Below are 26,561 nucleotides of genomic sequence, written 5' to 3'. Positions count from 1 at the left end.
GCGCCGACCCAAGGAGCCACATGACGACCCCGAACCCCTGGCCGGACCGCGCCGACCTGGCGCAGCGCAGTCTCGACCACTTCTTCGGCACCGCCGAGCCGCAGCTGCTCGACAACACCTACCCGGCCGGGGACAACTCGACGTTCAACTACTGGTGGCTCGCCCACGTGATCGACGTGCGTCTCGACGCGTTCGAGCGCACGGGGGACAAGGCCTGGCTGACGGCGGCGGAGGCGACGAGCGCCAACCTGCGCGGGCGGAACGGGGGGTCGCTGTTCAACGACTACTTCGACGACATGCTGTGGTACGCGCTGGCCCTGGAACGGCTGGCGCGGGCCACCGGACGCCAGGAACCGCTGGACGACGCGCGCGCCCTCTGGGAGCACGTCGTCGAGCACGGGTGGAACGAGACGCTCGGTGCGAGCGTCGCGTGGCGCAAGCAGCAGCTCTACTACAAGAACACGCCGGCCAACGGACCGTTCGTCATCCTGTCCGCCCGCCTGTACCAGCACGACCCCGACCCGCGGTACCTGGACCACGGCACGGCGGCGTTCGACTGGATCACCGCGACGCTCGTGGGGCCCGACGGGTTCGTCGAGGACGGCATCAACCGCGAGGGCGACGGCCGCGTCGACACGCAGTGGCGCTTCACCTACAACCAGGGCCTGTACATCGGGGCGGCGGTCGCGCTCGACGCGGTGGTGCCCGGGCGGGAGCCGGCCGGGAGCACGCTGGTCGAGCGGGCGCTGCGTACCGCCACGACGGCGCTGCGCGAGCTCGCGCCGGACGGCGTCGTCGGCAGCGAGGGCGGCGGGGGCGACGAGGGCCTGTTCAAGGGCGTGCTCTACCGGTACCTGGGCACGCTCCTGGACCGGATCGGCACGACGTCGCCCGACGCCGCCGTGCTGGTCGAGTTCGTCCGCACGAGCACCGACCGGCTGTGGGAGACGAGCCTGCGGGACGGGTACCTGCTGGCGGGCGGCGACTGGCGCCGTCCGGCCGAGCTGCCGGTGTTCTACTCGACCCAGCTCAGCGCGGTCATGGCGCTCGAGCTGCGCGCGTCGCTCGAGGCGCGGTGATGAGCCGCCGCACACGGCGGGCCGTGCTGGATTCGCCGGAACCATTGGTCATACTGATTGGCCACGTCCGATCGGTGAAGGGGCATCAGTGAGCCAGCCGCTCTACCTCGAGGTGTACGAGAAGCTCCGCGACGCCATCCATGCGGGCACCTATGGTGTCGGCGACCGGATGCCCGCAGAGGCGGAGCTGACCAAGCAGCTCGGGGTCAGCGCCATCACGCTCAAGCGGGCGATGGACCTGCTGCGCGCCGACGGCTACATCACCCGCCGGCCCCGGCTGGGCACCGTCGTCGTCAGCGACACCGCCACGAACGCCGTCAGCACCCTGAGCGGACCCACCCCGCTGATCGGTTGCGTGCTGACCGACTTCGACGACACGTTCGGCACGCGGGTCCTGGCCGGGCTGCTCGACGCGTCCAGCACCGTCGCGCACCTCGTGGTCAAACGCAGCCTCGGCAACCGCGAGGCGGAGGACGACATGGTGCGGGCGCTGGTGGCCGACGGCGTCCAGGGGCTGATCCTCGAGCCGAGCTCGTCGCAGTACGTGCCCCCGGCGGTGCTCGAGCTCATCACCCAGTCGTTCCCGGTCGCCATCCTGGACCGCGTGTTCGACGGCGTCCCGGTGTCGTCGGTCTGCTCCGACAACGTCTCGGCGGGCCGCCAGGCCGCCGACGTCCTCTTCGCCGCCGGTTACGACCACGTCGGCCTGGTGTCGGCGGCGAGCACCGTCTCGACGGTGCAGGACCGGCTCGACGGCGTCGTCGCGGCACACGCGACCCGGCATGTCCCGTTCGACCCGGCACACCAGTTCCGCCAGGTCCGCTCCACGGTCCCCGGGAGCGGCGTCGCGCCGGACGACGACATCGCCGAGCTCGAGAAGTTCCTCGCCGCCAACCCCGGCCTGACGGGCCTGGTCGCCACCGAGTACAACATCGCCGTCCTGCTGCGGGAGGCCGCGCAGCGAGCCGGCCGGACCGTCCCCGGTGATCTCGGCATCGTCTGCTTCGACCACCCGGACGCGTTCTACGACAAAGCGCGCTACCGGTTCACCCACATCCGGCAGGACGAGTCGCGCATGGGGCACGAGGCGGTGGACCTCGTCCTCGCCCAGCTCCGCGAACCCGGGCAGGTCACCAAGGTCACGCTCCCGACCGAGCTGGTGCCGGGCAGCTCGACGCGCTGAGGTCGCTGCCCTTCCCATACTGCCCCCGACGGATGGGTGCATTTAACCCTTTCCTCCTATAGGTTTTGGGGTGAATCCGGGCACAACGTCGCGCCCGGGGGAGGAGCCCATCAATGTCGATGCTGCGTCGCATCCGCCTTGTCCTGATCAGCCTCGCCGTGGTCGTCGGCCTGCAGCCGCTGGTCGCGGTGCAAGCCGCCCCGCCTCCCGGAGATCCGGCGGCCGCCGGCTCGACCGAGGTCGCCCGTGCCCGGGTCGCCACGGAGGTGCTGCTCGACTCCTACGACGAGGAGAAGGCGTGGTTCCCCTCGAGCTGGTGGAACTCCGCCGTCGCCCTGCAGACCATCGGCGACTACATGGAGCGCACGGGGGACCGGAGCTATCTCGACGAGCTGGACCACAGCTTCGAGACCAACAAGGGGCCGTTCCCGGCGGGTGAACGCTCCACCGACGAGATCTACGGCAACTTCACGAGCCGCGCCATCGACGACGCCGGCTGGTGGGCCCTGAACTGGGTGACCGCCTACGACCTGACCGGTGACCGGAAGTACCTCGACATGGCGGGCACCATCGCCGACTTCATGCACGGGTTCTGGGACCCGAGCACGTGCGGCGGCGGGATCTGGTGGAACGAGGAGCGCACCTACAAGAACGCCGTCACCAACGGCCAGTGGATCCGGCTGACCGCCGAGCTGCACAACCGCATCCCTGGTGACACCGCCTGGCTGGAGCGGTCCCAGGAGGCCTGGGACTGGTACGTCGGCAGCGGCCTGATCAACTCCGAAGGTCTGGTCAACGACGGGCTGACCGACGGATGCGCCAACAACCGCGACACGGTGTGGAGCTACAACCAGGGCCTCGGTATCGGCGCGGCGCTGGAGCTGTACCGGGCGACCGGTGACGCCGAGCTGCTCGCCTCCGCGCGACGCCTGGCCGATGCGGCGCTCGGCTCCGACGCGCTGACGGCGGACGGGGTGCTCACCGAGTCGTGCGACCCGCTCGGTCGTACCTGCGACGACAACCAGAAGCAGTTCAAGGGCATCTTCATGCGCTACTTCACGGAGCTCGCCGACACCACCGGCGACGCGCGCTACGCGCAGTTCGTGGACCGGCAGGCGGAGACGATCTGGGCGAACGACCGCGACTCCGCCGAGCGGCTCGGCCTGCGCTGGTCGGGCGCCGGCACGACGGCTTCCCCGAACGTCTTCGACTGGCGCACCCAGGCGAGCGCGCTCAGCGCGCTGATCGCCGACGTCCCCCAGGACGCGCCGAGCCGGTCGCTGTCCGCGACGATGTCGCCGACGCAGCTTGTGGTGATGCCGAGTCCCGGCGTCGCGTCGTCGACGCGGACCGAGGTGGAGGTGGCCGCGACGTCCGAGGGGCGCCGGCCCGTGCTCGCCGACGTGCGGGTGAGCGCACCGGACGGCTGGACGGCGGATCCGGCCCGGAGCCGGGTCCGGCTGGTCCCGCCGGGTGGCGGCACGCCCGCGCGGGCGAGCATTCCGCTGGGCGTCACGGTGCCGGCGGACACCGCTGACGGCAGCTACCCGCTGACCGTGACGGTCACCGCGAGGCCTGGGCTCAGCTACACGACCCGGGTGACGATCCAGGTCGCGAGCACCATCGACTTCGACGCCGGGTCGACGCAGGAGCTCGCCTGGCTGTGGGACGCGGGCGGCTCCGGGCTGAGCCACGTCGGGAGCCGGTTCGCCGACGGCACCAGCCACTTCGTCTACCGGTTCCCGTTCCCCGCCGAGGCCACGTCGGCCGAGGTGACCCTGACCATCGACAACCAGTACGTCGTCCAGGTCGGGCCCGACGGCGAGAGCTGGACCACTGTGCTGACCGAGGACGAGCCGATCCGGGACAGCTCCAACAAGGCGGACCACACCCTCGACCTGACGCCGCACCTCGGCCCGGACAAGGCCGTCTACCTCCGGGTGACCGACGCCTTCCCCGAGGACGGCTGGGGTGGCGGGGTCTACCACGTCGCGGCGGGGTTCGGTACGTCCTGACCTGGCCGCCAGATGCCTGGCGGCCAGCTACCTGGCCGCCAGCTACCTGGCCCACTTGCTTGACAGGGTGTGACAAGTACTTGCTATCTTCTGTCAAGTGAACACTGACGAGCACGTAGCGCTGGCAGGTGAGCTGCTGCGCCTGGTCGAGCGACGGGTCATCGACCCGTTGGAGATCCTGCTCGGGCCGGACGGCGCCGACGTCCCGGACGACCTCGTCGGACCGGTCCGGGAGCGATGCCGCATCGAGGCCGAGGTGTGGGCCGCGCAGCTGACGGGCAGGGACGACCAGCTCGCGGTGCGTACCGCCGCGCGCCTGATCGCCTCGCTCTTTCCCGGCGACGGTCCGTTCGACCCGCCCGACGAGTGGTGGGCGACGGCCTTCGGGCGGGTGGTCGCGCGGCGCGTCGGGTACCCGGGCCGGCCGGCGGTGTCGTTCGCCGTCGCGGGAGCGATGCTCGGCATCACCCGGCAGGGTGTCCACGACCTGGTCAAGCGGGCGAAGCTCGCGCGGCACCCCGACGGCGGCGTGACGACGGCGTCGGTCCAGGCACGACTCAACCAACCGAGGGGGCTCCGTGGCGCACGACGTGACGAGTACTGACCGCAGGATCACCGACCACGAGATCCCGATCGCCGTACGGGACTCCGGGGCGGGTGACGCGGTGCTTCTGCTGCACGGCCTCGGCGGCACGCTGGACGCCTGGGCGGACCTGGAGCTCGAGGGGCGCCGCACCGTCGCCGTCGACCTGCGCGGGCACGGCCTGTCCGGTGACGGGCCGTGGGTGTGGGACCGGGTCCTGGACGACCTCGAGGCGGTGGTGCGACACCTCGACCTGGGCAGGCCTGCCGTCGTCGGGCACTCGCTCGGTGGGATGCTCGCCGTGCAGTGGGCCCTGCGCAACCCGGACTGCCCGGGCATCGTGAACCTGGACGGGCTACGGTCGGCCGAGAGCGACGCGGGGAACTACCCGGGGCTGGACCCAGCCACCAGGGACCACGAGCTCGCGAGCCTGAAGGCGGCCTTCGACGCCCAGGCCGCGGCCATGGACCAGCCGCTGCCCGCCGAGCTGCGGACGGTGTTCCCCGAGCGGGCACGCGTCGAGCGCGACGGGCAGACCTACGGCCGGCCGACCGCTCAGCTCCTCGCGGAGGTTCGGTACACGCCCGAGTTCCGCGACACGATCCCCCTGCTCCGGCAGGTCACGTGCCCGGCCCTCGTGGTGATACCGACGCAGGACCCGCCGGGGATGCCTGGCGGGCAGCTGATGGAGGCGTTCCGCAGGGGGATTCGTCGCGATCTCGCGGGGCTCCCGGAGCACATCCAGGTCAGGGAGGTGGAGGCGAGCCACGGCATGCTCGCGGAACGGCCCCGGGAGCTCGGCGTCCTCGTCGCCGGGTTCCTCGGCGGACTTGCCTGAGATCGGTCGGTCAGGACCGCTCAGGCAGCCTGGGGGGCGGGGCGGCCCGTCGGGCCCGGCTCCGGTTCCACCGGCCGGACGCAGCCCAGGGCGTGCACCAGCATGTCCGGGGTGATGCCGTCGCGAACGTCGTCGTGCTCCAGGGCGGTCATGACCTGGTCGGCTGCCACACGCATCGGGACGTTGGCCTTGTCGGCGGCGTCGAGGAGGATCTGGGCCGCCTCGTCGTCGTCGATGCGCTTGGCCACGACCACGAAGCTCTTGGCCCGCTCGATCATCGCCTCGCCCACGAGGGCCGGTGACACGACGTCGTCCACGCGGCTCGGGGAGCTGCTGTCGAAGCCGAGGCCGCCAGCGGCATCGGCGGCGAAGGCGGTTCGGGTGTTGTCGATGAATCGCATGTGAACCTCCCGGATCCGCTGCGGACCGGGAGCCGCTTCATGACTCCGCCAGCTTGAGCATAGAGCACTTCGGACGATTCGGACAGGTCCCCATCGCTCTCGGGTATTCGGCAGTATGGGGGCATGACCGAATCAGATGTCAGAGCGGCCATCGCCGAGGCCGAGGCCCAGGAGACCGAGCTCGTCCTCGACACGTTCACGCACGACGAGGCCTGGCGCCTGGGCTCGCGGCTCGTCGAGCTGGCGACCGAGCGGGACCTGCCCGTCGTCGTCGACATCCGCAAGGGCACGCAGCAGGTGTTCCACGCGGCGCGGCCGGGCACGACGCCCGACAACGACTCCTGGATCAAGCGCAAGGTGCGGGTCGTCTACCGGTTCGGGGCGTCCTCGTACCTGGTGGGGCTGCGGGCCAGGGCGAAGGGGACCGACTTCAACGCCGACCAGGGCCTGCTCTTCCAGGAGTACGCGGCACACGGCGGGGCCTTCCCTGTGCGTATCGCGGGAGTGGGCATCGTCGGCGTCGTCACCGTCTCCGGTCTGGCGCAGCAGGACGACCACGCCCTCGTCGTCGAGGCGCTGCGGGAGCTCGCGGCGACCCAGGTGTGATGCCGCGTCACCCGGAGACGGACCACCGCTGATTGTCACCGGCATGGCAGTCGTAGACGATCACCGGCGTCCCGTTGTCGGTGGCCGCGCCGGAGACGTCCAGGCACAGGCCGGTGGCGACGTTGCGCACCGTGCCGTCGGCCTGCGGTGCCCACTGCTGGTTCGCGCCGCCGTGGCAGGTCCGGAGGGCGACGGCGGTGCCGGCGGCTCCGCCGCTCGGGTCGTCCACGCACATCGATCCGAGGGCCCGCAGCTCTCCGGAGGCGGACGCGGTCCACTGCTGGGCCGCGCTGCCGTTGCAGTCGTAGATCTGCAGGGCGGCGCCGTCGACGGCGGCGCCGCCGGGCACGTCGAGACACCTGCCGGACGCGGCGCTCTGCACCGCGACGGCCGTCGGTGCAGGGGGCGGCTCGCTCGGGGTGGGGGACGGGTCGGGTTCGGCGGAGCTCTCGGACGGGCTCGGCCCGGCCGCGGGCGCCGTCGTGCTCTGGCCGGGGCTCTGCGTGGGCGCGCTGTGCGGGTCGGGCACGTCGCGCGTCAGCACCCACACCGTGCCGATCACCGCCGCGAGCGCCAGCAGGACGGCGAGCACCCACGCGAGTACCGCCACCGGCGCGTGCCGACGTGGCGTGACCTGGTCGTACACCCTGACGTCTCCTTTCGTGCCCGACGGCGTCCCCGCGCGACGGCGTTCCCGCCCACCGGCATGAGCATGGACGAGCCGCACCCTACTGGGTCGCCGGCGACCGTAGATTCGATGACCGGGGGCACCGAGATGCGCGTCGTCGGAGGTGAGTGGCCGTGCGTTCGTTCGTGGTGACCGGCGGCAGCCAGGGTGTTGGGCGCGCCATCGTGGAGCGGCTCGCCGCCGAGGGGCCCGTCGTGGTGCTCGACCTGGCCGCCACGCTGACCTGGGCGGCCCCGGACGTCACGCTCGTCAGCGGAGATGCCGGCGATCCGGAGACGGCACGCGCCGCCGCGGAGCTGGCGGAGGCCAGGGCGCCGCTCGCCGGGTGGGTCAACAACGCCGCCGTCTTCCGGGACGCGCCCATCACCGCCGGGCCGTCCGACGTGCTCGCGGCGATCACGGCGAACCTGTCGCTCGCGGTCACCGGCTGCCACACCGCCGTCGGGCACTATCTGCGGCACGGGCGGGCCGGGGCGATCGTCAACGTCTCGTCCCACCAGGCGCAGCGCCCGGTGCGTGGCGCGCTGCCGTACGCGACCGCCAAGGGCGCGGTCGAGGCGCTGACCCGTGCCGTGGCCGTCGACCACGGGCCTGACGCGATCCGCACCAACGCCGTCGCGCTCGGGTCCGTCGAGACCGCGCGCTACGAGGAGTACCGGCGCGAGCATCCCGAGGTCGACCGGCAGATGGCGGCCCTGCACCCGCTCGGCCGGGTCGGTACGGGCCGCGAGGTCGCCGAGGTCGTGGCGTTCCTGCTCTCCGACCAGGCGGCGTTCGTCAACGGTGCGGTCCTGCCGGTCGACGGCGGGCGCGCGGCGCAGGGAGCCGACCCCGAGGCCACCTGAGACGGACATCGGCGAGAGGCGCCGTCCCATAGAACTGTGGATGAAGATGCTGGTTGGTGTTGATGGTGTTCGATGATGGTCATATGGAACCAGAAGAGACCACCGAACCCGCCCTGATCGAAGGCGCGCTGAGGCATGCGTCCGGGCTGTACGCGAGGCTGCTGGAGTACGCGACGAGCCCGCCGTTCGGCGAGCGCACCGCCGCCAACTTCCGTCGCGTGACGGCGATGGCCCGGCATCACGACGGCGGGACGCTGTGCGGGCTCCATCACGCGGGTCGCGCACAGGCTCTCGCCACGGCACAGATCGTCTTCGACGCACCACCGCGGGGCATGCGCCTGATCGACCGCTACGCCGACTGGTCCGCTGACCTGACCGACCGGGACCGCGCACTGCTCGACACGTGGCGCACCGGCGGCGTCCACGCCGTCTTCGAGATCACGCGGCGCGCCCGCACCGGGGTGCGCGTGCGCTGCCTCGGCGACGACCTGGAGTACACGCTGCACATCGACCCGAACGCTCCGTTGCCCCGTTCGGACCTACGGACCGGGCGGTTCCTGGCCGGGCACGCCCTCCCGGTCGGTGAGCTGTGGATGCTGGTGGGCGCCGTCGACCTGTACGCGTCGGGGGAGCGGACGGCGATGCTCGGTCTGATGGCCGAGCTGGTCCGGAGCGCACCGGCCCTGCCGTTCCGCAACCCCGCGATCCTCGACCGGGCACGGATGGCGCTGGCGGCGCAGCACCAGGAGTTCCTGCGCCTGTTCGGCGGGCAGGGTGTGGCCAGGGTGGGCGCCCGGCTCGTCGAGGACCTCGACCGGCTGTGGGAGTCGTCGGGCGTGGGGGAGTCGTGGTGGCCGAGCCTGCCGCTGGAGCGCGACCTGTGCGACCTCCGCGAGGCGCTGGACGAGGGGCGGCCCGACGGCGGGACGTGGTACCCCGTGCACCACCCGGTCCACGGTCTGCGTGTGCTCGGGGACCGCTACGGGATGCTCGCGGACCTGCACGGCTCGACGTCGCCGATCAGCCCGGCGACCGTGCAGCAGGTGTCCGAGGTCCTGGACCTGGGACACGTCCCCGACTTCGCGCTCCAGGACCTCGCGGAACGTCACCCCGTCCGCGCGGGCGAGATCTACCGGGCGGCCCTCGAGCGGCCAGGGTTCACGTGGGCGCAGGAGGGCGCAGCCTGGCTCCGGGACCGCGCCGGAGAGGTACCCGCCGACCCAGCGCTGGTGTGGCTGCCGGGCGGCTTCAGGCCCGCGGGGTCCGGGAAGCCCGGCCGCGCGATCGCGGTGCCGCACCCCCTGGCGGTCGCGTTCCCGCCGGTTCCCACGCCGTCGGGATGACGGACGCCGTGCGCCCGCGTCAGCGCCCGCCTTCCACCACGACGTCCCGTACCCACGCCCCGCCGTCGGAACCCTCGGGACGGAAGCCCACCTTGCGCAGGTACGCGAGCTCCCCAGGTCCGGCCTGCGGTACCAGGACACGCCGGAAACCCTTCGCCGCGAAGATCCCGCTGCGCCGGTACACGAACTCGCCGGGAGTGAAGTCGCGGAACCGCTTGGTCACCCAGTCGAGGTCGACGACGCCCGTGCCGTCGCCGGCGTCGCGCACCTCCACGACCCCGACGGTCTCGTCACCGCGCTGCACCAGGAACGCCGAACGCTCCTCGCCAGGTCCGGGCAGCGGCACGAACCCCGGAGCCACGCTCGCGATGTCCGCGGCGTGGGTGCGCAGCACGTGCAGGAGGTACGCGTCGTCGGGCGCCACCTCGATCACCTCGTACACGGCGGCATCGTGGCGCTCGCGGTTCAGGCGCCACAACCAGTAGATGTTGATGAGGCTGATCGCGGCGTTCATGGCGGCGAACGGCCAGATGCCGACTATCGCGTTGTAGGCGGTCGCGACGAGCGAGCCGATGAGGTTGAGCCAGCGGAAGCGGAGCACACGCGCCTGCGTGAGGGAGAGCACGACGAGGATGGAACCGGTCCACCCGGCGATCTCGAGCCAGGGAAACATTCCCTGACTTTAGGCGCTCTCACCACGACCAGCCGCGCGAGCTGAGCTCCAGCTCCTCTCGCAGGCGCTCGCCTGCCCCGGCGCGCTCGTCCGCGCGCAGCGGTGCCGCCTCGGTGGGTAGTCCCGCGAGGTGGCACGCCTCGCGCAGCAGCGCGTCGTAGGCGCCCTGGACGGCGAACCAGTGGTGGGCCCGCGCGTAGACGTCCGGGTCCTCCTCGAGGCGGCGCAGCTCGGCCGCGAGCTCCCCGAGCCGGATCTGCAGGCGCAGCGTCACCAGCGGGTCGGGCGCGCGCGCCGGACGCGGTAGGAAGTTCCAGGTCATGACGCGTCACCGCCACGTCGTCGTCGCAGGACTGGGGACAAGTCCAGCCTAGGTCCACGGGGCCGAGAGGGCTATGCCTCGGAGCCCCGTGGCCCGACCCTGCCTGCACCAGGAGGTGAACGCACGCCCGCGATCATCGGCGACGGTTCAGGTTCCCGGCGCACCGGCAGATCGTCTCAGGCCGCGCCAGGCGAGCAGCAATGCGATGGGACCGAGCACGAACGAGACCCAGGAACCGACCACGCCGTTTCCGGTTCCGGGACCACCGTCCGCGATGGCGAGGAAGACGGCGCCGATCACCACGCCGCCCAGCCCGAGTGCCGCGGCGATGACGGCCGACCGACGGCGACGGGAGGAGCGGAGCAGGGCCACGACACCGAACCCCACGCCGATCAGGGCCAGCGCGGCACCCGTGGTGGCCCCGAAGCGGCCGAAGGTCAGCTGGTAGGCGTCGACCGGCGGGGCAGAACCGAGGGCCGACGCCGGCCCGGCCAGCGCGGCGGACAGGACGAGCGTGCCGAGCAGCGACGTGACTGCGGTCGCGGCGCGAACCTTACGGACGGACATGGTGCACCCTTCTCCTCGTGTGACGGTTCACCATGACCCTAGGAAAGGCCAGGTCAGGGGGCGTCCTGCCGGAGTTGCCACTCCGCGTACCACCTCAGTGGTACGCGGCCGTGCCGGCATACCACTGAGGTTGCGCCGCGAGACTTCACACCGGTGCGTGCAGCGCAGCGAGGATCCCCTCGCCGTAGCGCTCCAGCTTCGCCTGGCCGACGCCGCTGATCCCGCTCAGCGCGTCCAGGTCCGCCGGCCGTTCGGCGACCACCGCACGCAGCGTCGCGTCGTGGAACACGACGTAGGCCGGCACGCCCTGCTCCTTGGCCGCCGCGGCCCGCCACGCCCGGAGGCGCTCGAAGACCGGCTGGTCGACGTCCGACAGCGGCGCTGCCTCAGGGCGTGCGCCGCCGGAGCGCGCGGGCTTGCGTGCGCTGCGTGCCGTCGGGGCCGGGTCGCGCCGCATCCGCACCTCGCGCCTTCGGCCCAGGACCTCCGCGCTGGCCTCCGTGAGCACGAGCGTGCCGTGGTTCGAGTCCACCTCCAGCAGCCCCTGGGCCAGGAGCTGGCGCGCCACGGACCGCCACTCGCCGTCGGACAGGTCCTCGCCGACCCCGAACACCGTGAGGCTGTCGTGCCCCCACTGCGTGATCTTCGGCGTCGACTTCCCGCGCAGGATGTCGACCACGTGCCCCACGCCGAAACGCTGGTTGCGCTCGCGGTCCAGGCGGAACACCGCGGACAGCAGCTTCTGCGCCGGGACCGTGCCGTCCCAGGCCTCCGGCGGGTTCTGGCACGTGTCGCAGGCCCCGCAGCTGCCCGGGTGGCTCTGGCCGAAGTAGCGCAGCAGCTGGGCGCGGCGGCACTCGACGGTCTCGCACAGGGCGAGCATCGCGTCGAGGTGCGCCGAGAGCTTGCGGCGGTGTGCGAGGTCGCCGTCGGACTCGGCGATCATCTTGCGCTGCTGGACGACGTCGGCCAGGCCGTACGCGAGCCATGCCGTGGACGGCAGGCCGTCGCGTCCGGCACGGCCGGTCTCCTGGTAGTAGCCCTCGACCGACTTGGGCAGGTCGAGGTGCACGACGAACCGGACGTCCGGCTTGTCGATCCCCATGCCGAACGCGATGGTCGCGACCATGATGACGCCGTCCTCGCGCAGGAACGTCGACTGGTTGGCCGACCGCACGTGCGCGGGCAGGCCCGCGTGGTACGGCAGGGCGCGGATGCCCTGGTCGGTGAGCTGCTGAGCCGTCTTCTCCACCGAGGCGCGCGACAGGCAGTAGACGATCCCGGAGTCGCCGGGGTGCTCGGTGCGCAGCAGGTCCAGCAGCTGCTTGCCCGGGTTGTCCTTCGGCACGACGCGGTAGGTGATGTTGGGGCGGTCGAAGCTCGCGACGAAGTGCCTGGCCTCGGTCAGCCCCAGGCGGGTGGCGATCTCCTCACGGGTGTGCTGGGTGGCGGTAGCGGTCAGCGCGATGCGGGGGACCCCGGGCCAGCGTTCGGCCAGCTCGCCGAGGCGCAGGTAGTCCGGCCGGAAGTCGTGGCCCCACTGGGACACACAGTGCGCCTCGTCGATCGCGAACAGGGCGATGGTGCCCTGGTCGAGCAACCGCGCGGTGGACTCGACGCCGAGCCGTTCCGGGGCCAGGTACAGCAGGTCGAGCTCGCCCGAGCGGTAGGCCTGCTCCACCGCGCGGCGCTGGTCCGGGTCCTGCGTCGAGTTGAGGAAGCCGGCCCGGACACCGAGCGCGTCCAGGGCGTCCACCTGGTCCTGCATGAGGGCGATCAGCGGCGAGATCACCACGCCGGTGCCCCGCCGGACGAGCGCCGGGATCTGGTAGCACAGCGACTTGCCGCCGCCCGTCGGCATGAGCACGAGGGCGTCGCCGCCGCCGGCGACGGTGTCGATGATGTCCTGCTGCTCGCCGCGGAAGGCGTCGTACCCGAAGACGTCACGCAGCACGTCGAGCGCGGTGGCGGTCGGGGCGGGGGCGACGTCCGGAAGGGTCATGGCCGCCAGTGTGCCAGGGACCACTGACACCGGCCGAGCGGAGCGGGCATGTCAGACCCCGCCCATAAACTCCCGATATGTACATATTTGACGAGGCGGCATCTGGCGAGGTGGCATCCGACGAGACGGCATCCGACCAGGTAGCAGCCGCGGTGCGGGAGGCTCTCGCGCCGCTCGGGATGGCACACAACTTCGACCCGGCCGTCGACCACGTGCTGCGGGGCACCAGACCAGATGTCCTGGAGGCGCTGCGCGAGCGGCCGCACGGCACGAGGCTGGTCGCCGAACCGGACGGCTACCACCCGGCCGAGCTGACGGCCGCCGTCGTCGAGCTGCATCCCGGGTGGACCCGGCGGGTGGCCGAGGCCGCGCGGCTCACGGTCTACAAGGACGCACCGGTCGACCTGCTCGCCCGGTTCGGGCAGGTGCTGCACGCGGCCTCCGGCAGGGGAGCGCAGGACGGCGAGCGGTCCTGGCTGCTGACGCTGGCCCACGACGTGGGCAGGGCGACCACCGCGACGGACGCGGCCGACGCCGCGGACGTCCGGCTCCGGTGGAACCCGGACCTCGTCGAGGAGATCGCCCGGGCCGACGACGCACCCGGCCGGTCGGCAGCGCACGCCACCCTGACCGCACTGCTGCACGTGGACCACCACTGGGCGCGCAGCAGGCACCACATGCTCGAGGGCGACCCGGGCGTCGCGTACCTCGCCCGGCACACCGACGCGCTCGCGGAGGTCGCCGCCGGGTCGGAGCCCCACGTCCGGAGCCAGGTGGCTGCCCTGTGTGCACGCGGACCCGAAGCGCATGTGGGCCTGTGCGCCGGCCTGGCCGTCGACGCGGACGCCGGCGTCCGCGCCCAGGCGCTGGCCACGCTGTCCCTGCTCGACGGGCCCAGGCAGGTCGACGCGCTGCGGCGGCACCTGCGGACCGCACCGCCGGACCGCCTGCCGGACACCCTCGCCCGCGTGAGCGACCTCGACCTGGACGGCGGCGTCACCGCGATCGAGGAGGCCCTGGCCGGAGGCGAGGACGACGGCGACACCCGGCCGCCGGACCCGGACCGGGAGCGGCTGCTGCGCCGGGCCCTCTACCGCGCGCGGGTGCTGCGCCCGGCGGCGGCCGTGCCGGTGCCTCCCGTCGCGGCGCCCCACGACGCGGCGCTCGCGGAGGAGCTGCGGGCCCTGCGCGGGCTGCGGCCGGGAAGCGGGAAGGACGCGGACCGCGCCTGGCAGGTCGCCGAGAGCAAGCTCGCGCTGCTGCCGGACGTGCGCGCCCTGCGGGACGCGCGGCGTGCCGCGGGAGCGGCCGACGCGGACCGCTGGACCGCCGAGCTGCTCATCACCCGGGTGGACGGCCGGGGCCGGAAGATCGGCGCCTCCCTGACGCCGGAGGACGCCGAACGCTGGTGGCCGCTGTTCGCCGAACGGCTCGACCTCGTGGACGAGTACCTCGACGGCGGCGACGGGAAGCGGCACCCGGACCACTACGCCGTCGACACAAGAGCGATGATCCTGACGATCCTCGAACGGTTCCCCGCGCCCCCCGAGGCGCTGGTCCCGCGTCTCACGTCCTTCGCGCTGGGTGCGGACCGCCTCCGTCGGCCCGCCCGCCGGGTGCTCGGTGACCGCCCGGGTGCCCGGGCTGCCGCGCGCCGCACTGTCCGAGCTGTCCGCACTGTCCGACGGCGGCGTGAGCATGCGGTCGTCCGCCGCGGAGTGGCTCGCGGAGCTGGGCGAGCCGGGAGCGGTCGCGCCGGATCCCGGCTGGGAGTTCGGGAAGGGCGTGCTGCCGGCGTCCGTCCGTACCCTGCCTGCGAAGACGCTGTGGTGGCTGGACCGGTTCCGGGAGCAGGCGCGCGAGCGTGGCGTCCCGGCGGACGACGTCGACCGGTGGCTCGGGCTCGCGCGGCCGGCGCTGCGCACGGCGCCCGACGGCGGCGGCCCCGTCGTCGGCCGGCTCGGCAGCCCGCTGCTGCTGCCGCCCGACGTGCCCACCCCCGCCATGGTCGTCGAGCCCGACTACCGTGCCGAGTACCAGCTCATCGTGACGCTCGACCTCGCGGCCATCCCGCCGACCGCCACAGACCTGCCGCTGCCGCCCGACGGCCAGGTGCTCCTGTTCGCGAACGTCGAGCTGGAGGACGAGGTCCTGGCGGGTGGCGCCGTGCACGTCCCGGCGGGGACGCCGGTCGAGGCGCGGGAGGTCTCGGTCGACTACGAAGCCTACGGATACGACTCACCCGAGGACCTGGACGAGTCGCTCCGGCGCAGCCCCGATCTCCGCCTGGTCCCCGGCGTGTCCCTGCCGTCCTGCCCGCTCGACGCCGAGACCCGCGCCGCGCACCCCTACGCGGAGACGCTGCAGGCCGTGTGGTCCGAGCAGACCGACGAGGGCGGCGAGTGGCAGGTGGGCGGCTACGCCTACGACTTCGACGGCTACGGCGACCCGGCCCGGGAGTCGGCGGACCAGGAGTGCGGTCGCGAACCCGGCGAGGGCAGCTCGCGCCCGGAGGACTGGGTCGTGCTCGCGCAGTGGGTAGGGGTGCCGATGGGGATCCTGTACTGGACCATCGACCGTCGGGACCTCGCGGCGCGGCGCTTCGACCGGGTCGTCGTGCAGATGTACGCGAATCCCTGATCGGCTCGGCGCCGGGCACGACGAGGGCATAGGAATGGAACACGTGTTCGAGTAGCATGGTGTCATGTCCGGGCCCGGCGCCACGATCCTGCACGCCGACCTCGACGCGTTCTACGCGTCGGTCGAGCAGCTGCTGGATCCCGCCCTGCGCGGCCGCCCGGTCGCCGTCGGCGGCGGGCCGCGTGGAGGAGTGGTCCTCGCGGCCTCGTACGAGGCCAAGGCGCACGGGGTGCAGGGCGGGATGCCCGGCTGGCGGGCGGCCCGGCTCTGTCCCGACCTCGTGTTCGTCGGCGGCCACTTCGGCGAGTACCAGCGGCTGGGCGACGCCGTGATGGCCGTCCTCGCGGACGTCACGCCGACGGTCGAGCGGATCTCGATCGACGAGGCCTTCCTCGACGTGGCCGGCGCGACGCACCTGTTCGGCCCGCCCGCCGCGATCGGCGCGCGGATCCGCGCGCGCGTCCGGACCGAGGTGGGGCTGCCCATCTCGGTCGGCGCCGCGCGGACCAAGCACCTCGCGAAGATCGCCTCCCAGGTGGCCAAGCCGGACGGGCTGGTCGTCGTCGACCCCGGCGCCGAGCGGGCCTTCCTCGACCCCCTGCCGGTCGGCCTGATCTGGGGCGTGGGTCCCGTGAACGAGCAGCGCCTCGCCGACCTCGGCATCCGGACGATCGGCGAGCTGGCGCGCACCCCGTCGTCAGCCGTCGAGCACATCCTCGGGCAGGCGGTCGGGCACAAGCTCAGCGCGATGGCGCACGACGAGGACCCCCGCCGGGTCGTGACCAGCCGCCGCGCACGCTCCGTCGGGGCGCAGTCCGCCCTGAGCCGCCGGCGCCCTGAGCCGGACGACGTCCGGGCGGTCCTGGCGCACCTGTCCGACCGGGTGTCGCGGCGGCTGCGCGCCAAGGGGCGCGCGGGCCGCACCGTGACGGTAGCGGTGCGCTTCGCGGGCATGCGGCGCGCGACCCGGTCCCGCACGCTGCCCGTGCCGGTCGCGGCGACGCTCACGCTCACCGAGGTCGCCGAGCGGCTGGCCTGGTCGGCGATCGACGACGCCGCACCGGCTGAGATCACGCTGCTCGGCGTCTCCGTCTCGAACCTCGGCGAGCAGCGAGCGATCCAGCTCGAGCTCGACCTGGAGCCGCCGGACCCGTGGCGGCCAGGCTCCGCGCAAGGGGCGGCACGGCGCGCCGTCGACGAGTCGATGGACGCGATCCGTACGCGGTTCGGCTCCGACGCCGTCGGCTACCTGCCCGTCGTGCTGCGCCGCGGCGGTGCCGTGCCCGACGAGTTCCGGGAGCTGGCCGAGCACGATCTGTGACCGGGGCGGCCTCAGCCGGGACCGAGCTCCCGCAGGGCGGGCAGCGCCCGCTCGAGCATGGCCGTCGTGGCGGTCAGGCTGATCCGGAAGTGGCCGGGACTGTTGAACACGGTGCCCGGCAGCACGAACACACCGCGGTCGGCGAGAGCTGCGGCGAAGGCGGCCCCGTCGCCGCCCGGCGCCGCGCCCCACAGGTAGAACGTGCCCTCGGGGACGGTCAGCGTGTACCCGGCCTCACCGAGCGCCACCACCATGCGGTCCCGGCGCTTCCCGAGCTCGACCAGGTCGATCGAGACCGACTCGAGGGCCGGCACCGCGTACTGCATGAGCGCATCGGGGAAGCCCCAGCCCAGTCCCATCTGCAACGGGAGCAGGGCGGCGCGCAGCTCCGCGCGCTCCGCCCGGGGAATCAGGGGCGAGAGCACGAGATAGCCGAGGCGCTGCCCCGGCGCGAGCAGGACCTTCCCGTAGCTGTAGTCGATCAGGGTCCACGGGTAGCAGGCGGCAGGGCTGGTGAAGGCGACTCCGTCGAAGCGGATGCGCCGGTACGGCTCGTCCGACAGCAGCCAGATCCGCCGGCCGCCCCGCACCGACGCCGCCTCGAGCGCCGTCGCGAGGTCGACCAGCCGGTCCCGCGAGTAGACGCGGCCGGTGGGGTTCGCGGGCGAGTTCACGACCACGATGCGCGTGCGTGGTGTGAGCGCCCGGACGACGGCCTCGACGTCCAGGTCGAACGTGTCCGCCGCGAGCGGCGCCCGGACCGGGACGAGGTCGGCCGCGCGCAGCATCGGGGCGTAGAACCAGCCCGGCTCGGGGATCACCACCTCGTCGCCGACGTCGGCGACCAGCCGGAACGCGAGCGCTATGGCGCCGAACGCGCCCTGGGTCATGGCGACGTCGTCCGGCTCGACGGGCAGGCCGAGCTCGCCTCGCAGGCCGGTGGCGATCGTCTCCCGGGCCGGGGCGAGGCTGGTCTTGTAGGCGAACCAGTCCTCGGCGCGTGGTTCGAGGTTCGCGCGCAGGGCATCGACGAGGCCCGGCAGCGGCATCTCGTGCGGGTCGCCGAACGTCAGGTCGACGACGTCGGGCCCGCCGTCCATGGCGCGCAGCGAGAGGAAGAACGACGTGACGGGCTCGATCGCTTCGCGTGCCGCGTGTGCTCGCTCCGACAGCTCCATGCCGCAGCTCCTCTCGCGAGATGCCGGCCGCCCCCGGGACGCTCTCCATGATGCTCCCGAACCGGCCGGTGCAAAACCCGTCGGCCGGTTCGGCGTGCCACCGGCGTCGTCGAGAAAAATCGTTTAAGTCCGCTTCGAACCGTTGAAGTCAGGAGAGGCGCCTGCCATCATCAGCACCGATGTTATCGCTCACACGGCCGGTGGGATCGGCCTGACGCACGTTCGCGTCGGGCAGTGACTTCCCGGGTCGTGTGTCTTGTGCCCTGCGCGAGTGCCGTCCATCGATGAGGGAGTCAATGATGTCTTCCCGCACTGCAGCTCGGTTCCGCCGTCGCACCGCCGCGTTCGTCGCCTCGGCCGCCGTCACGCTCGCCGGCGTGTCCCTGGCGCCGGCGCCGACGGCCTCGGCGGCGGACGTGGATCCCACGGCGTGGTACGTGCTGGTCAACCAGAACAGCGGCAAGGCCCTGGACGTGTACAACAGCGCCACCAACGACGGTGCGCGCATCACCCAGTGGTCCCGCAACGACGGCAACCAGCAGCAGTGGCAGTTCGTCGACTCCGGCGGCGGCTACTACCGGCTGAAGTCACGCGTGTCCGGCAAGGTCCTGGACGTCTCGGGCCGGTCAACCGCCGACGGCGCCCCGGTCGTCCAGTGGACCGACAACAACTCCACCAACCAGCAGTTCAGCCTCCAGGACGTGGACGGCCGCGTCCAGCTCATCGCCCGGCACAGCGGCAAGGCCGTCGAGGTGCAGGGCGCCTCGACCGCCGACGGCGGCAACATCGTCCAGTACTCCGACTGGAACGGCGCCAACCAGCAGTGGCAGCTCGTCAAGGTCGGCGGCGGGTCGAGCGGCGGGACCTATACCAACCCGGTGGTCTGGCAGGACTTCGCCGACGGCGACATCATCCGGGTCGGCGACGCCTACTACTACTCCGCGTCCACCATGCACTACTCCCCGGGCGCGCCGATCCTGCGCTCGTACGACCTCGTCAACTGGGAGTACGCCGGCCACTCCGTGCCCAACCTCGACTTCGGGTCCAACTCGTACAACCTCAATGGTGGCCGGGCCTACGTCAAGGGCATCTGGGCGTCCGCGTTCAACTACCGGCCCAGCAACCAGACCTACTACTGGATCGGCTGCGTCGAGTTCAACCGCACGTACGTCTACACGGCGACCGCGGTGGACGGCACCTGGGCCAAGCGTGCCCAGATCCCCGGGTGCTACTACGACGCCGGGCTGCTCGTCGACGACAACGACAAGATGTACGTCGCCTACGGCAACCGGACGATCCACGTGGCCGAGCTGTCGGCCGACGGGTTCAGCCAGGTGCGCAGCCAGCAGGTGTTCAGCACGCCGTCGAGCGTCGGCACCCTCGAGGGCGCCCGGTTCTACAAGCGGAACGGCTACTACTACATCTGGCTGACGCGGCCGGCCAACGGGCAGTACGTGCTGCGGTCCAGCTCTCCGTTCGGGCCGTACGAGATGCGCCAGGTCCTGCTCGACATGCCCGGCCCGATCCCTGGCGGCGGGGTGCCGCACCAGGGCGGCCTCGTGCAGACCCAGAACGGCGACTGGTACTACATGTCGTTCGTCGACGCGTACCCGGGCGGCCGGGTGCCTGCCCTCGCCCCGATCACCTGGAGCGCCGACGGCTGGCCCACCGTGCAGACCGTGAACGGCGCCTGGGGCACCACGTACCCGAAGCCGAACATCACGACGTCGCGCACCGTGGCGTCGATGATCGGCCCCGACACGTTCACCGGCCCAACGCTCGGCCACCGCTGGGAGTGGAACCACAACCCGGACACGAGCAGGTTCACGACCGGCAACGGGCTGCGGCTGCAGACCGCCACCGTGACGAACGACCTCTACAACGCGCGTAATACGCTCACCCACCGCATCCAGGGCCCGTCGTCCACCGCGACGATCGAGCTCGACTATGCCGCCATGCGCGACGGCGACCGGGCCGGGCTCGCGATGCTGCGGGACTCCTCGGCGTGGATCGGTGTCCGGCGGGACAACGGCGTCACCCGGGTCTCGATGACGAACGGCCTGTCGATGGACGGTAGCTGGAACACCACCGGCACCGGCACCGAGGCCGCGAGCGCCGCCGTCAGCGGCGGCCGCATCTGGCTGCGGGCCACCGCGGACATCCGGCCCGGCTCGGGACGGCAGGCCACGTTCTCCTACAGCACCGACGGCGTGACGTTCACCCGGCTCGGCCCCGGCTTCACGCTCGGCAACTCGTGGCAGTTCTTCATGGGCTACCGGTTCGGGATCTTCAACTACGCCACCAGCTCCCTCGGCGGCGCGGTCACCGTACGGCGGTTCGACCTGACCGCCCCGTAGGCGGCCACGCACCGGCCACGCACCGGCTAGGCACCGTCCACGCACGTCATCGCCCACCTCACCCCCGCACGAAGGAGTGCTCGTGAAAGCCCTGCCTCGTCACCGCTGGCTCCCGTTGCTCGCCGCGACCGTCCTGACCGCGTCCATGGTCTCCACGGGGGCGGTGGCCGGTGCCGCCGCTCCGGCCACCACGGCGGTCACCACCACGGCGGTCGCCACCACGGCGGTCACCGCTGCGGCTCCGGTCGCTGCCGCGGCCGAACCGACCGTCGAGGAGCCGGCTCCGCTGCCGCCCCTGGGCTGGAACAGCTGGAACACCTTCTACTGCAACATCAACGAGCAGATGGTGCGCCAGACGGCGGACGCCATGGTGAGCTCGGGCATGGCGGCGGCCGGGTACCAGTACGTCGTCGTCGACGACTGCTGGATGCAGGACACCCGGGACGCGAGCGGCAACCTGCGCGCCCGGACGGACCGCTTCCCGTCGGGGATGAAGGCGCTCGGTGACTACATCCACAGCAAGGGCCTGAAGTTCGGGATCTATCACGCGCCGCGCGAGAAGACCTGCAACCAGTACTTCTCGAACCTGCCGGGGACGTCGTCCAACGGGTACGAGACCCGGGACGCGAACCTGTTCGCCTCGTGGGGTGTCGACTACGTCAAGCACGACTGGTGCGACCCGCGCGGCACCGTGACGGAGCAGGCCGCGCTGTTCAAGAAGTTCGGCGACGCGCTGAAGGCCACGGGACGCCCCATCGTCTACTCGATCAACCCGAACAGCGCCCACTCGAACACCGCCCCGACCTACCCGGGCTGGGGCGAGTTCTCGGACATGTGGCGCACCTCCGAGGACCTGGACGACGCCTGGTCGACGGGCTGCTCGCCGTCGGCCGACTGCTTCGTCGGGATCACCGAAGCCCTCGACATCATCGAGCCGATGCGCGAGTGGACCAGGCCGGGAGCGTACAACGACCCCGACATGCTCATGGTCGGCGTGCGGAACACGCTGACGCTCACGGAGAACCGCGCGCACCAGAGCATGTGGGCGATGCTCAGCGCGCCGCTCATCGCCGGCAACGACCTGCGGAACATGAGTGCCGACGTGCGCGCCGTCCTCACCAACCGCGACGTCCTCGCGATCGACCAGGACCCGCTGGTGCGGCAGGCGGACCGGGTGCGTGACGACGGCGACGCCGAGGTCTGGGCCAAGCCGCTCGCCGACGGTTCGGTCGCGGTCGCCCTGCTCAACCGCGGCTCCGGCAGCCGGCAGATCTCGACCACGCTCGGCCAGGTCGGGCTCGGCTCCGGCACGCACTCGTACCGCGAGCTGTGGACCGGCGCCACGGGCACGACCACCGGGCAGCTCACCGCGAGCGTCGCCCAGCACGGCGTCGCGCTGTTCAAGGTGACCCCCGGCGGCACCTCCCAGCCGCCGACGGGCACGCTCGTCAGCTCTGCGTCGGGCCGCTGCCTCGACGTGCCGAACAGCGCCACCGCGAACGGCACCGGCCTGGTGATCTGGGACTGCAACGCGGCGCCGAACCAGACGTGGACCGCGACGGGCGGCACGCTGCGGTCGCTGGGCAAGTGCCTCGACGCCCCGACCGGCGCCACGGCCGGCACCCGGGTACAGCTCTGGGACTGCCACGGCGGCAGCAACCAGCAGTGGACGTTCCAAGGCGACGGCACGATCCGCGGCGTGCAGTCCGGTCTGTGCCTGGACGTCGACCGCAATCTCACCGCCAACAACACCGCGGTGCTGCTCTGGACGTGCACGGGCGCGGCCAACCAGCTCTGGACGCGCCGGTAGACCCCGAGATCGTCGAGGAGGAAGCCATGAAGCAACCCCGAGCACACCGGGCAGGGACGAGACTCCGGCCGGTCCTGGCCGCGCTGGTCGCGGCAGTCTGCGCCGTCACGCTCCTGTCCGCCCCGGCTCAGGCGGACAACCCGATCGTCCAGCACGTCTACACCGCCGATCCCGCGCCCCTGGTGCACAACGGCCGCGTCTACCTCTACACGGGGCACGACGAGGACGGGTCCACGTACTTCACGATGCGCGACTGGCGCGTGTTCTCGTCCGCCGACATGGTCAACTGGACCGACCACGGGACGCCCATGTCGCTGGCGACGTTCGCCTGGGCGGACGCGGACGCGTGGGCCGGGCACGTCGTCGCCCGGAACGGCAAGTTCTACTGGTACGTGCCGGTGCGGCAGCGCTCCACGGGGCAGAAGGTCATCGGGGTCGGCGTCTCGGAGAGCCCGACCGGGCCGTTCCGGGACGCGATCGGCCGTCCGCTCGTCGGCAACGGCGAGATCGACCCGCACGTCCTGGTCGACGACGACGGCCAGGCGTACCTCTACTGGGGAAACCCCAACCTCTGGTACGTCCGGCTGAACGCGGACATGATCTCCTACTCCGGCAGCCCGACCCGGATCCCGCTGAACACCGCCGGGTTCGGCACCCGGACCGGCGACCCGAACCGGCCGACCCTCTACGAGGAAGGACCGTGGGTCTACAAACGCAACGGCACCTACTACAACGTGTTCGCGGCCCGCTGCTGCTCCGAGTTCATCGCCTACTCGACGGCCCCCGGCCCGACGGGGCCGTGGACCTACCGGGGCACGGTCATGCCGACGCAGGGGAGCAGCTTCACGAACCATCCCGGCATCATCGACTTCGCGGGGAGCTCGTACTTCTTCTACCACAACGGTGCGCTGCCGGGCGGCGGCGGCTTCACGCGGTCGGTGGCGGTCGAGAAGTTCACCTACAACGCCGACGGCACCATCCCGACCCTCACGATGACGAGCACGGGTGTGCCACAGGTCGGCACGCTCGACCCGTACGTACGGCAGGAGGCCGAGACGATCGCCTGGGGCTCCGGGATCGAGACCGAGCCGTCCGGCGAGGGCGGGATGAACGTCGGCTGGATCGAGAACGGCGACCACATCAAGGTCAAGGGCGTCGCGTTCGGCACGGGCGCCAGGTCGTTCTCCGCGCGGGTCGCCTCCGCGACCAGCGGCGGCCGGATCGAGGTGCGGCTCGACAGCCCGAGCGGTCCGGTCGTCGGGACGTGCACGGTCACCGGTACCGGCGGGTGGCAGACCTGGGCGACGAGCACCTGTCCGGTGTCCGGCGCGACCGGCACCCACGACGTGTACCTGCGTTTCACCGGCGGCAGCGGTTACCTCTTCAACGTGAACTGGTGGCAGTTCAGCCGCTCCTGAGCGCCGGCACCTGAGATCTGGCGACACAGCAGGCCCCCCGACGTGGAGGTCGGGGGCCCTGCTGTGTCGCTGTCTCGACGAGTGTCCGGAGGGACTCGCCCGTCGTCGTCACGCGCCGACCGTGGATCGATCGTTACGACGATGTGCCGATCAGCTGGTGCGCGGTGCCGCGGTGGACTCTCGGACGACCAGCTGAGTCGAGAGCTGGACATGGTGGGAGTCGGCGCGTTCCCCACGTGCCTGCTGCAAGAGCGTGCGCAATGCGACCCGGCCCATGTCGATGATGGGCTGGCGCACGGTGGTCAGTGGCGGCGCCGTCGAGATCGCCTGATAGGTGTCGTCGAAACCGACCACCGACAGGTCTTGGGGAACCCGCAGTCCTTCTCGCCGCGCTGCTTCCAGGACACCGAGGGCGGACGCGTCGCAGCCCGCGAAGATCGCCGTCGGCGGGCTGGCCTCGGCCAGGAAGCTCGCGGTCATCTCGAGCCCGGCGACGAAGGTGAACCCCTGCTCCAGGACCATTGACTGATCGGCCGGGATGCCGGCCGAGCTCATCGCGCTCAGGTAGCCCTGCAGGCGCTCACGTGAGGCCATGGAGATGGGCAGCCCGCCCGCGAACGCGATTCGGCGGTGGCCGAGATCCAGCAGGTGCTGGGTCGCCTGCATACCGCCGGTGAAGTTCGTGGCACCGACCGAAACGACCTCGTCGTCCAGCGGGTTGAGCGGGTCGATCATCACGACGCTCAGGTCCAGCGCGCGCATGAGGTCACGCTGCCGGCTGGTCAGTTCCGAGGTCACCACGATGACACCCGTCCGGCCATGTGCGGCCAGGCCGCGGATCCAGCCTTCGGACAACGGCCCGTCTCCGTCCGGATCGGGATCCAGCTTGTCGACCAGGACCTCGACGCCCTGGCTGTGCGCGGCGGTGAGGATGCCGTCCAGCACCTGCATCGAGTAGACGTTGACCAGGGTGTCGAAGACCACGTTCACCTTTGCGAGCCGATCAGTGTCCCGCGGGCCGGTGGTGGGCACGTATCCGAGCTGCTCGATCGCCTGCTCCACCCGGCGGCGCGTGTGCTCGGAGATGTTAGGGCGCCGGTTGAGAACCTTCGACGCGGTCGCCTTCGATACCCCGGCCACACGCGCCACCTGCTCCAGCGTCGGACGCGACATGCTCGCGTTCTCCATGGCGAAACCTCCTCGAGACGGCCGAGTCGGATCCTACTCCAAGGAAAAAGTTTCAGGGTACTGATGTCCGAAAATACCCCTCTGCTCCGTTGACATGGTCGTCGAGCAGTCCTTACCGTCGTCGTGGTTTAGGAAACAGAGCGAAACTGTTTCCGCGTGTCGACCGCGATGTCGACGACAGAGAGGACTCGAGCAATGAAGCTGAGGATCGGGCGGCGTACAGGCGCCGCAGTGGCCGCGTTGAGCGTCGCGGCGGTGCTCGCTGCGTGCGGAGGCGGCAACCAGCCGGGCCAGACCGCTGGTGGCGGAGCGAGCGCGTGGGCGCTGACCGGCGGCAGTGAGGACATGTTCCGTGCGCAGTTCGACTCCTGGAACCAGGACAACCCTGATGACGAGGTCGCGGTGGAGTGGTTCGCCAACGACGCGTACAAGGAGAAGATCCGCACCGCCGTCGGCGCAGGCAACGCGCCGACCCTGATCTACTCCTGGGCCGGTGGCACCCTGTCGGACTACGTCGCCAACGGCGACGTCGTGGACCTCGGCGACAGTACCGCCGAGCTCACGGACAAGCTGATCCCCTCGGTCGCGGCCAACGGTCAGGTCGATGGAACCACCTACGCGGTGCCCAACACCCAGAGCCAGCCGATCGTCCTGTACTACAACCAGGAGCTCCTGGACGCCGCTGGCGTCGAGGTGCCGGCAACGTACGACGAGCTGCTCGACGCCGTGGGCACACTGCAGGACAACGACGTCATCCCGATCGCACTGGCCGGACAGAGCGTCTGGCCCGAGCTGATGTGGATCCAGTACCTCACCGACCGCATCGGCGGGCCCGAGGTGTTCCAGGCTGTCCTGGACGGCGAGGAGGGCGCCTGGTCCAACCCCGCGATCATCGAGGCCACGACCAAGATCCAGGAGCTCGTCGACGCCGGCGCCTTCGGCGACAGCTTCGGTTCGGTGAACGCGGACCAGAACGCCGACACGGCTCTCGTGCAGACCGGCAAGGCGGCGTTCGTCCTGCAGGGTAGCTGGGTCTATCCCAGCTTCCTGGAGAGTGCCCCGGACCTGGTCGCTTCCGGAGGCCTCGGCTACACGACCTTCCCGGCGATCGACGGAGGAGCGGGCGACCCGGCCAACATCGTGGGCAACCCGTCCAACTTCTGGTCGGTGTCCGCCGACGCGTCGCCGCAGGCGCAGGAGACCGCGAAGAAGTTCATCTCCACCGAGGTCCTGAATGACGAGGCCGTGGAAGAGCTGCTGGCGATCGGGACCGTCCCGCCGATCACCGGGCTGGAGGACAAGATCGAGCAGCAGGACAACGCGGACTACCTGTCGTTCGTCTACGGCATGGTCCGTGACGCCCCGCACTTCCAGCTCTCCTGGGACCAGGCCCTGCCGGCCGCGCAGTCTCAGGCCCTGCTGGACAACCTGAGCCAGCTCTTCCTGGGCCAGATCGACCCGCAGCAGTTCTCCGAAGCGATGGACGCGACGCTGTGACTGCCAC

The 26,561-nt window shown here is 71.6% G+C and carries 23 protein-coding genes; 14 read left to right on the top strand and 9 right to left on the bottom strand.

Translation table 11 applies throughout. The annotated features are described in order from the left end of the window. The first annotated feature begins 20 nt into the window (after nucleotides 1-20). From ACFWE2_RS06270 to ACFWE2_RS06250, 5 genes are all read left to right on the top strand, one after another. A complete protein-coding gene (locus tag ACFWE2_RS06270) occupies nucleotides 21-1,079 on the top strand; it encodes a glycoside hydrolase family 76 protein (RefSeq protein ID WP_377223351.1) in 1,059 nt (352 codons plus the stop codon). Between the two features lie 88 nt (nucleotides 1,080-1,167). Continuing rightward, a complete protein-coding gene (locus ACFWE2_RS06265) occupies nucleotides 1,168-2,262 on the top strand; it encodes a GntR family transcriptional regulator (protein WP_377223350.1) in 1,095 nt (364 codons plus the stop codon). Nucleotides 2,263-2,375: 113 nt separating this feature from the next. After that, on the top strand, nucleotides 2,376-4,277 hold the full coding sequence (locus ACFWE2_RS06260; protein WP_377223349.1) for a glycoside hydrolase family 76 protein: 1,902 nt from the start codon (nucleotides 2,376-2,378) through the stop codon (nucleotides 4,275-4,277). A 97-nt stretch (nucleotides 4,278-4,374) separates the two neighbouring features. Continuing rightward, nucleotides 4,375-4,881: a hypothetical protein gene (locus tag ACFWE2_RS06255; RefSeq protein ID WP_377223348.1), complete on the top strand. Its 507-nt coding sequence runs from the start codon at nucleotides 4,375-4,377 to the stop codon at nucleotides 4,879-4,881. Then, on the top strand, nucleotides 4,868-5,698 hold the full coding sequence (locus tag ACFWE2_RS06250) for an alpha/beta fold hydrolase (protein ID WP_377223347.1): 831 nt from the start codon (nucleotides 4,868-4,870) through the stop codon (nucleotides 5,696-5,698). Before ACFWE2_RS06255 ends, ACFWE2_RS06250 begins: the two co-directional genes overlap by 14 nt. A gap of 20 nt (nucleotides 5,699-5,718) precedes the next feature. Here the strand turns inward: ACFWE2_RS06250 and ACFWE2_RS06245 are convergent, their stop codons facing one another. Further along, nucleotides 5,719-6,099 carry an ANTAR domain-containing protein gene (locus ACFWE2_RS06245; protein ID WP_377223346.1) on the bottom strand — a complete coding sequence of 127 codons (381 nt, stop codon included), beginning with the start codon at nucleotides 6,097-6,099 and terminating at the stop codon, nucleotides 5,719-5,721. A 123-nt stretch (nucleotides 6,100-6,222) separates the two neighbouring features. Between ACFWE2_RS06245 and ACFWE2_RS06240 the strand changes: the two genes are divergently transcribed. After that, a complete protein-coding gene (locus ACFWE2_RS06240; RefSeq protein WP_377223345.1) occupies nucleotides 6,223-6,705 on the top strand; it encodes a heme-degrading domain-containing protein in 483 nt (160 codons plus the stop codon). Nucleotides 6,706-6,712: 7 nt separating this feature from the next. Here the strand turns inward: ACFWE2_RS06240 and ACFWE2_RS06235 are convergent, their stop codons facing one another. Then, nucleotides 6,713-7,351 (bottom strand): ricin-type beta-trefoil lectin domain protein, encoded by a 639-nt coding sequence (locus ACFWE2_RS06235; RefSeq protein WP_377223344.1) that lies wholly within the window; start codon nucleotides 7,349-7,351, stop codon nucleotides 6,713-6,715. Between the two features lie 155 nt (nucleotides 7,352-7,506). Here ACFWE2_RS06235 and ACFWE2_RS06230 point away from each other — a divergent pair, with 155 nt between their 5' ends. Beyond that, nucleotides 7,507-8,238 carry an SDR family NAD(P)-dependent oxidoreductase gene (locus tag ACFWE2_RS06230; protein WP_377223343.1) on the top strand — a complete coding sequence of 244 codons (732 nt, stop codon included), beginning with the start codon at nucleotides 7,507-7,509 and terminating at the stop codon, nucleotides 8,236-8,238. Nucleotides 8,239-8,321: 83 nt separating this feature from the next. After that, nucleotides 8,322-9,581 (top strand): hypothetical protein, encoded by a 1,260-nt coding sequence (locus ACFWE2_RS06225; RefSeq protein WP_377223342.1) that lies wholly within the window; start codon nucleotides 8,322-8,324, stop codon nucleotides 9,579-9,581. A gap of 19 nt (nucleotides 9,582-9,600) precedes the next feature. On the opposite strand, the gene ACFWE2_RS06220 is transcribed toward ACFWE2_RS06225, so the two are convergent. From ACFWE2_RS06220 to ACFWE2_RS06200, 5 genes are all read right to left on the bottom strand, one after another. Continuing rightward, on the bottom strand, nucleotides 9,601-10,254 hold the full coding sequence (locus ACFWE2_RS06220) for a hypothetical protein (RefSeq protein WP_377223341.1): 654 nt from the start codon (nucleotides 10,252-10,254) through the stop codon (nucleotides 9,601-9,603). Between the two features lie 19 nt (nucleotides 10,255-10,273). Beyond that, entirely contained in the window at nucleotides 10,274-10,576 is a 303-nt protein-coding gene (locus ACFWE2_RS06215; RefSeq protein WP_377223340.1) for a hypothetical protein, read from the bottom strand. A gap of 147 nt (nucleotides 10,577-10,723) precedes the next feature. Continuing rightward, nucleotides 10,724-11,143 carry a DUF6223 family protein gene (locus ACFWE2_RS06210; protein WP_377223339.1) on the bottom strand — a complete coding sequence of 140 codons (420 nt, stop codon included), beginning with the start codon at nucleotides 11,141-11,143 and terminating at the stop codon, nucleotides 10,724-10,726. A 145-nt stretch (nucleotides 11,144-11,288) separates the two neighbouring features. Continuing rightward, on the bottom strand, nucleotides 11,289-13,145 hold the full coding sequence (gene recQ, locus ACFWE2_RS06205) for a DNA helicase RecQ (protein WP_377223338.1): 1,857 nt from the start codon (nucleotides 13,143-13,145) through the stop codon (nucleotides 11,289-11,291). Next, nucleotides 13,142-14,623, bottom strand: a complete 1,482-nt coding sequence (locus ACFWE2_RS06200; RefSeq protein ID WP_377223337.1) for a hypothetical protein — start codon at nucleotides 14,621-14,623, stop codon at nucleotides 13,142-13,144. Before ACFWE2_RS06200 ends, recQ begins: the two co-directional genes overlap by 4 nt. Nucleotides 14,624-14,729: 106 nt before the next feature. Between ACFWE2_RS06200 and ACFWE2_RS06195 the strand changes: the two genes are divergently transcribed. Together ACFWE2_RS06195 and dinB are read left to right on the top strand one after the other, a co-directional pair. Then, nucleotides 14,730-15,785, top strand: a complete 1,056-nt coding sequence (locus ACFWE2_RS06195) for a DUF1963 domain-containing protein (protein WP_377223336.1) — start codon at nucleotides 14,730-14,732, stop codon at nucleotides 15,783-15,785. Nucleotides 15,786-15,849: 64 nt separating this feature from the next. Beyond that, nucleotides 15,850-17,106, top strand: coding sequence for a DNA polymerase IV (gene dinB, locus ACFWE2_RS06190; protein ID WP_377223335.1), 1,257 nt, complete (start codon nucleotides 15,850-15,852; stop codon nucleotides 17,104-17,106). An 11-nt stretch (nucleotides 17,107-17,117) separates the two neighbouring features. Here the strand turns inward: dinB and ACFWE2_RS06185 are convergent, their stop codons facing one another. Then, nucleotides 17,118-18,284: an aminotransferase class I/II-fold pyridoxal phosphate-dependent enzyme gene (locus ACFWE2_RS06185; RefSeq protein ID WP_377223334.1), complete on the bottom strand. Its 1,167-nt coding sequence runs from the start codon at nucleotides 18,282-18,284 to the stop codon at nucleotides 17,118-17,120. 299 nt (nucleotides 18,285-18,583) lie between these two features. Between ACFWE2_RS06185 and ACFWE2_RS06180 the strand changes: the two genes are divergently transcribed. From ACFWE2_RS06180 to ACFWE2_RS06170, 3 genes are all read left to right on the top strand, one after another. Next, nucleotides 18,584-20,641, top strand: coding sequence for a family 43 glycosylhydrolase (locus ACFWE2_RS06180; protein ID WP_377223333.1), 2,058 nt, complete (start codon nucleotides 18,584-18,586; stop codon nucleotides 20,639-20,641). Nucleotides 20,642-20,723: 82 nt separating this feature from the next. Beyond that, nucleotides 20,724-22,451, top strand: coding sequence for a glycoside hydrolase family 27 protein (locus ACFWE2_RS06175; RefSeq protein ID WP_377223332.1), 1,728 nt, complete (start codon nucleotides 20,724-20,726; stop codon nucleotides 22,449-22,451). Nucleotides 22,452-22,477: 26 nt separating this feature from the next. Next, entirely contained in the window at nucleotides 22,478-23,869 is a 1,392-nt protein-coding gene (locus tag ACFWE2_RS06170; RefSeq protein ID WP_377223331.1) for a glycoside hydrolase family 43 protein, read from the top strand. Nucleotides 23,870-24,019: 150 nt separating this feature from the next. On the opposite strand, the gene ACFWE2_RS06165 is transcribed toward ACFWE2_RS06170, so the two are convergent. Next, nucleotides 24,020-25,018 (bottom strand): LacI family DNA-binding transcriptional regulator, encoded by a 999-nt coding sequence (locus ACFWE2_RS06165; protein ID WP_377223330.1) that lies wholly within the window; start codon nucleotides 25,016-25,018, stop codon nucleotides 24,020-24,022. Nucleotides 25,019-25,252: 234 nt separating this feature from the next. Here ACFWE2_RS06165 and ACFWE2_RS06160 point away from each other — a divergent pair, with 234 nt between their 5' ends. After that, nucleotides 25,253-26,554 carry an extracellular solute-binding protein gene (locus ACFWE2_RS06160; protein ID WP_377223329.1) on the top strand — a complete coding sequence of 434 codons (1,302 nt, stop codon included), beginning with the start codon at nucleotides 25,253-25,255 and terminating at the stop codon, nucleotides 26,552-26,554. Nucleotides 26,555-26,561: the final 7 nt, after the last annotated feature.

Source organism: Promicromonospora sp. NPDC060271 (genome assembly GCF_042726755.1).
GTDB lineage: Bacteria > Actinomycetota > Actinomycetes > Actinomycetales > Cellulomonadaceae > Promicromonospora.
Note: the sequence above shows the minus strand (reverse complement) of the source record. Positions and strands in the feature narration are given on the sequence as shown.

Bases quoted from the DNA above. Each gene is read 5' to 3' on its own strand.
- ACFWE2_RS06270 (WP_377223351.1), top strand. From the start codon at position 21: ATGACGACCCCGAACCCCTGGCCGGACCGCGCCGACCTGGCGCAGCGC.
- ACFWE2_RS06260 (WP_377223349.1), top strand. From the start codon at position 2,376: ATGTCGATGCTGCGTCGCATCCGCCTTGTCCTGATCAGCCTCGCCGTG.
- ACFWE2_RS06245 (WP_377223346.1), bottom strand. From the start codon at position 6,099: ATGCGATTCATCGACAACACCCGAACCGCCTTCGCCGCCGATGCCGCT.
- ACFWE2_RS06240 (WP_377223345.1), top strand. From the start codon at position 6,223: ATGACCGAATCAGATGTCAGAGCGGCCATCGCCGAGGCCGAGGCCCAG.
- ACFWE2_RS06225 (WP_377223342.1), top strand. From the start codon at position 8,322: ATGGAACCAGAAGAGACCACCGAACCCGCCCTGATCGAAGGCGCGCTG.
- ACFWE2_RS06220 (WP_377223341.1), bottom strand. From the start codon at position 10,254: ATGTTTCCCTGGCTCGAGATCGCCGGGTGGACCGGTTCCATCCTCGTC.
- ACFWE2_RS06215 (WP_377223340.1), bottom strand. From the start codon at position 10,576: ATGACCTGGAACTTCCTACCGCGTCCGGCGCGCGCGCCCGACCCGCTG.
- ACFWE2_RS06210 (WP_377223339.1), bottom strand. From the start codon at position 11,143: ATGTCCGTCCGTAAGGTTCGCGCCGCGACCGCAGTCACGTCGCTGCTC.
- recQ (WP_377223338.1), bottom strand. From the start codon at position 13,145: ATGACCCTTCCGGACGTCGCCCCCGCCCCGACCGCCACCGCGCTCGAC.
- dinB (WP_377223335.1), top strand. From the start codon at position 15,850: ATGTCCGGGCCCGGCGCCACGATCCTGCACGCCGACCTCGACGCGTTC.
- ACFWE2_RS06185 (WP_377223334.1), bottom strand. From the start codon at position 18,284: ATGGAGCTGTCGGAGCGAGCACACGCGGCACGCGAAGCGATCGAGCCC.
- ACFWE2_RS06180 (WP_377223333.1), top strand. From the start codon at position 18,584: ATGTCTTCCCGCACTGCAGCTCGGTTCCGCCGTCGCACCGCCGCGTTC.
- ACFWE2_RS06170 (WP_377223331.1), top strand. From the start codon at position 22,478: ATGAAGCAACCCCGAGCACACCGGGCAGGGACGAGACTCCGGCCGGTC.
- ACFWE2_RS06160 (WP_377223329.1), top strand. From the start codon at position 25,253: ATGAAGCTGAGGATCGGGCGGCGTACAGGCGCCGCAGTGGCCGCGTTG.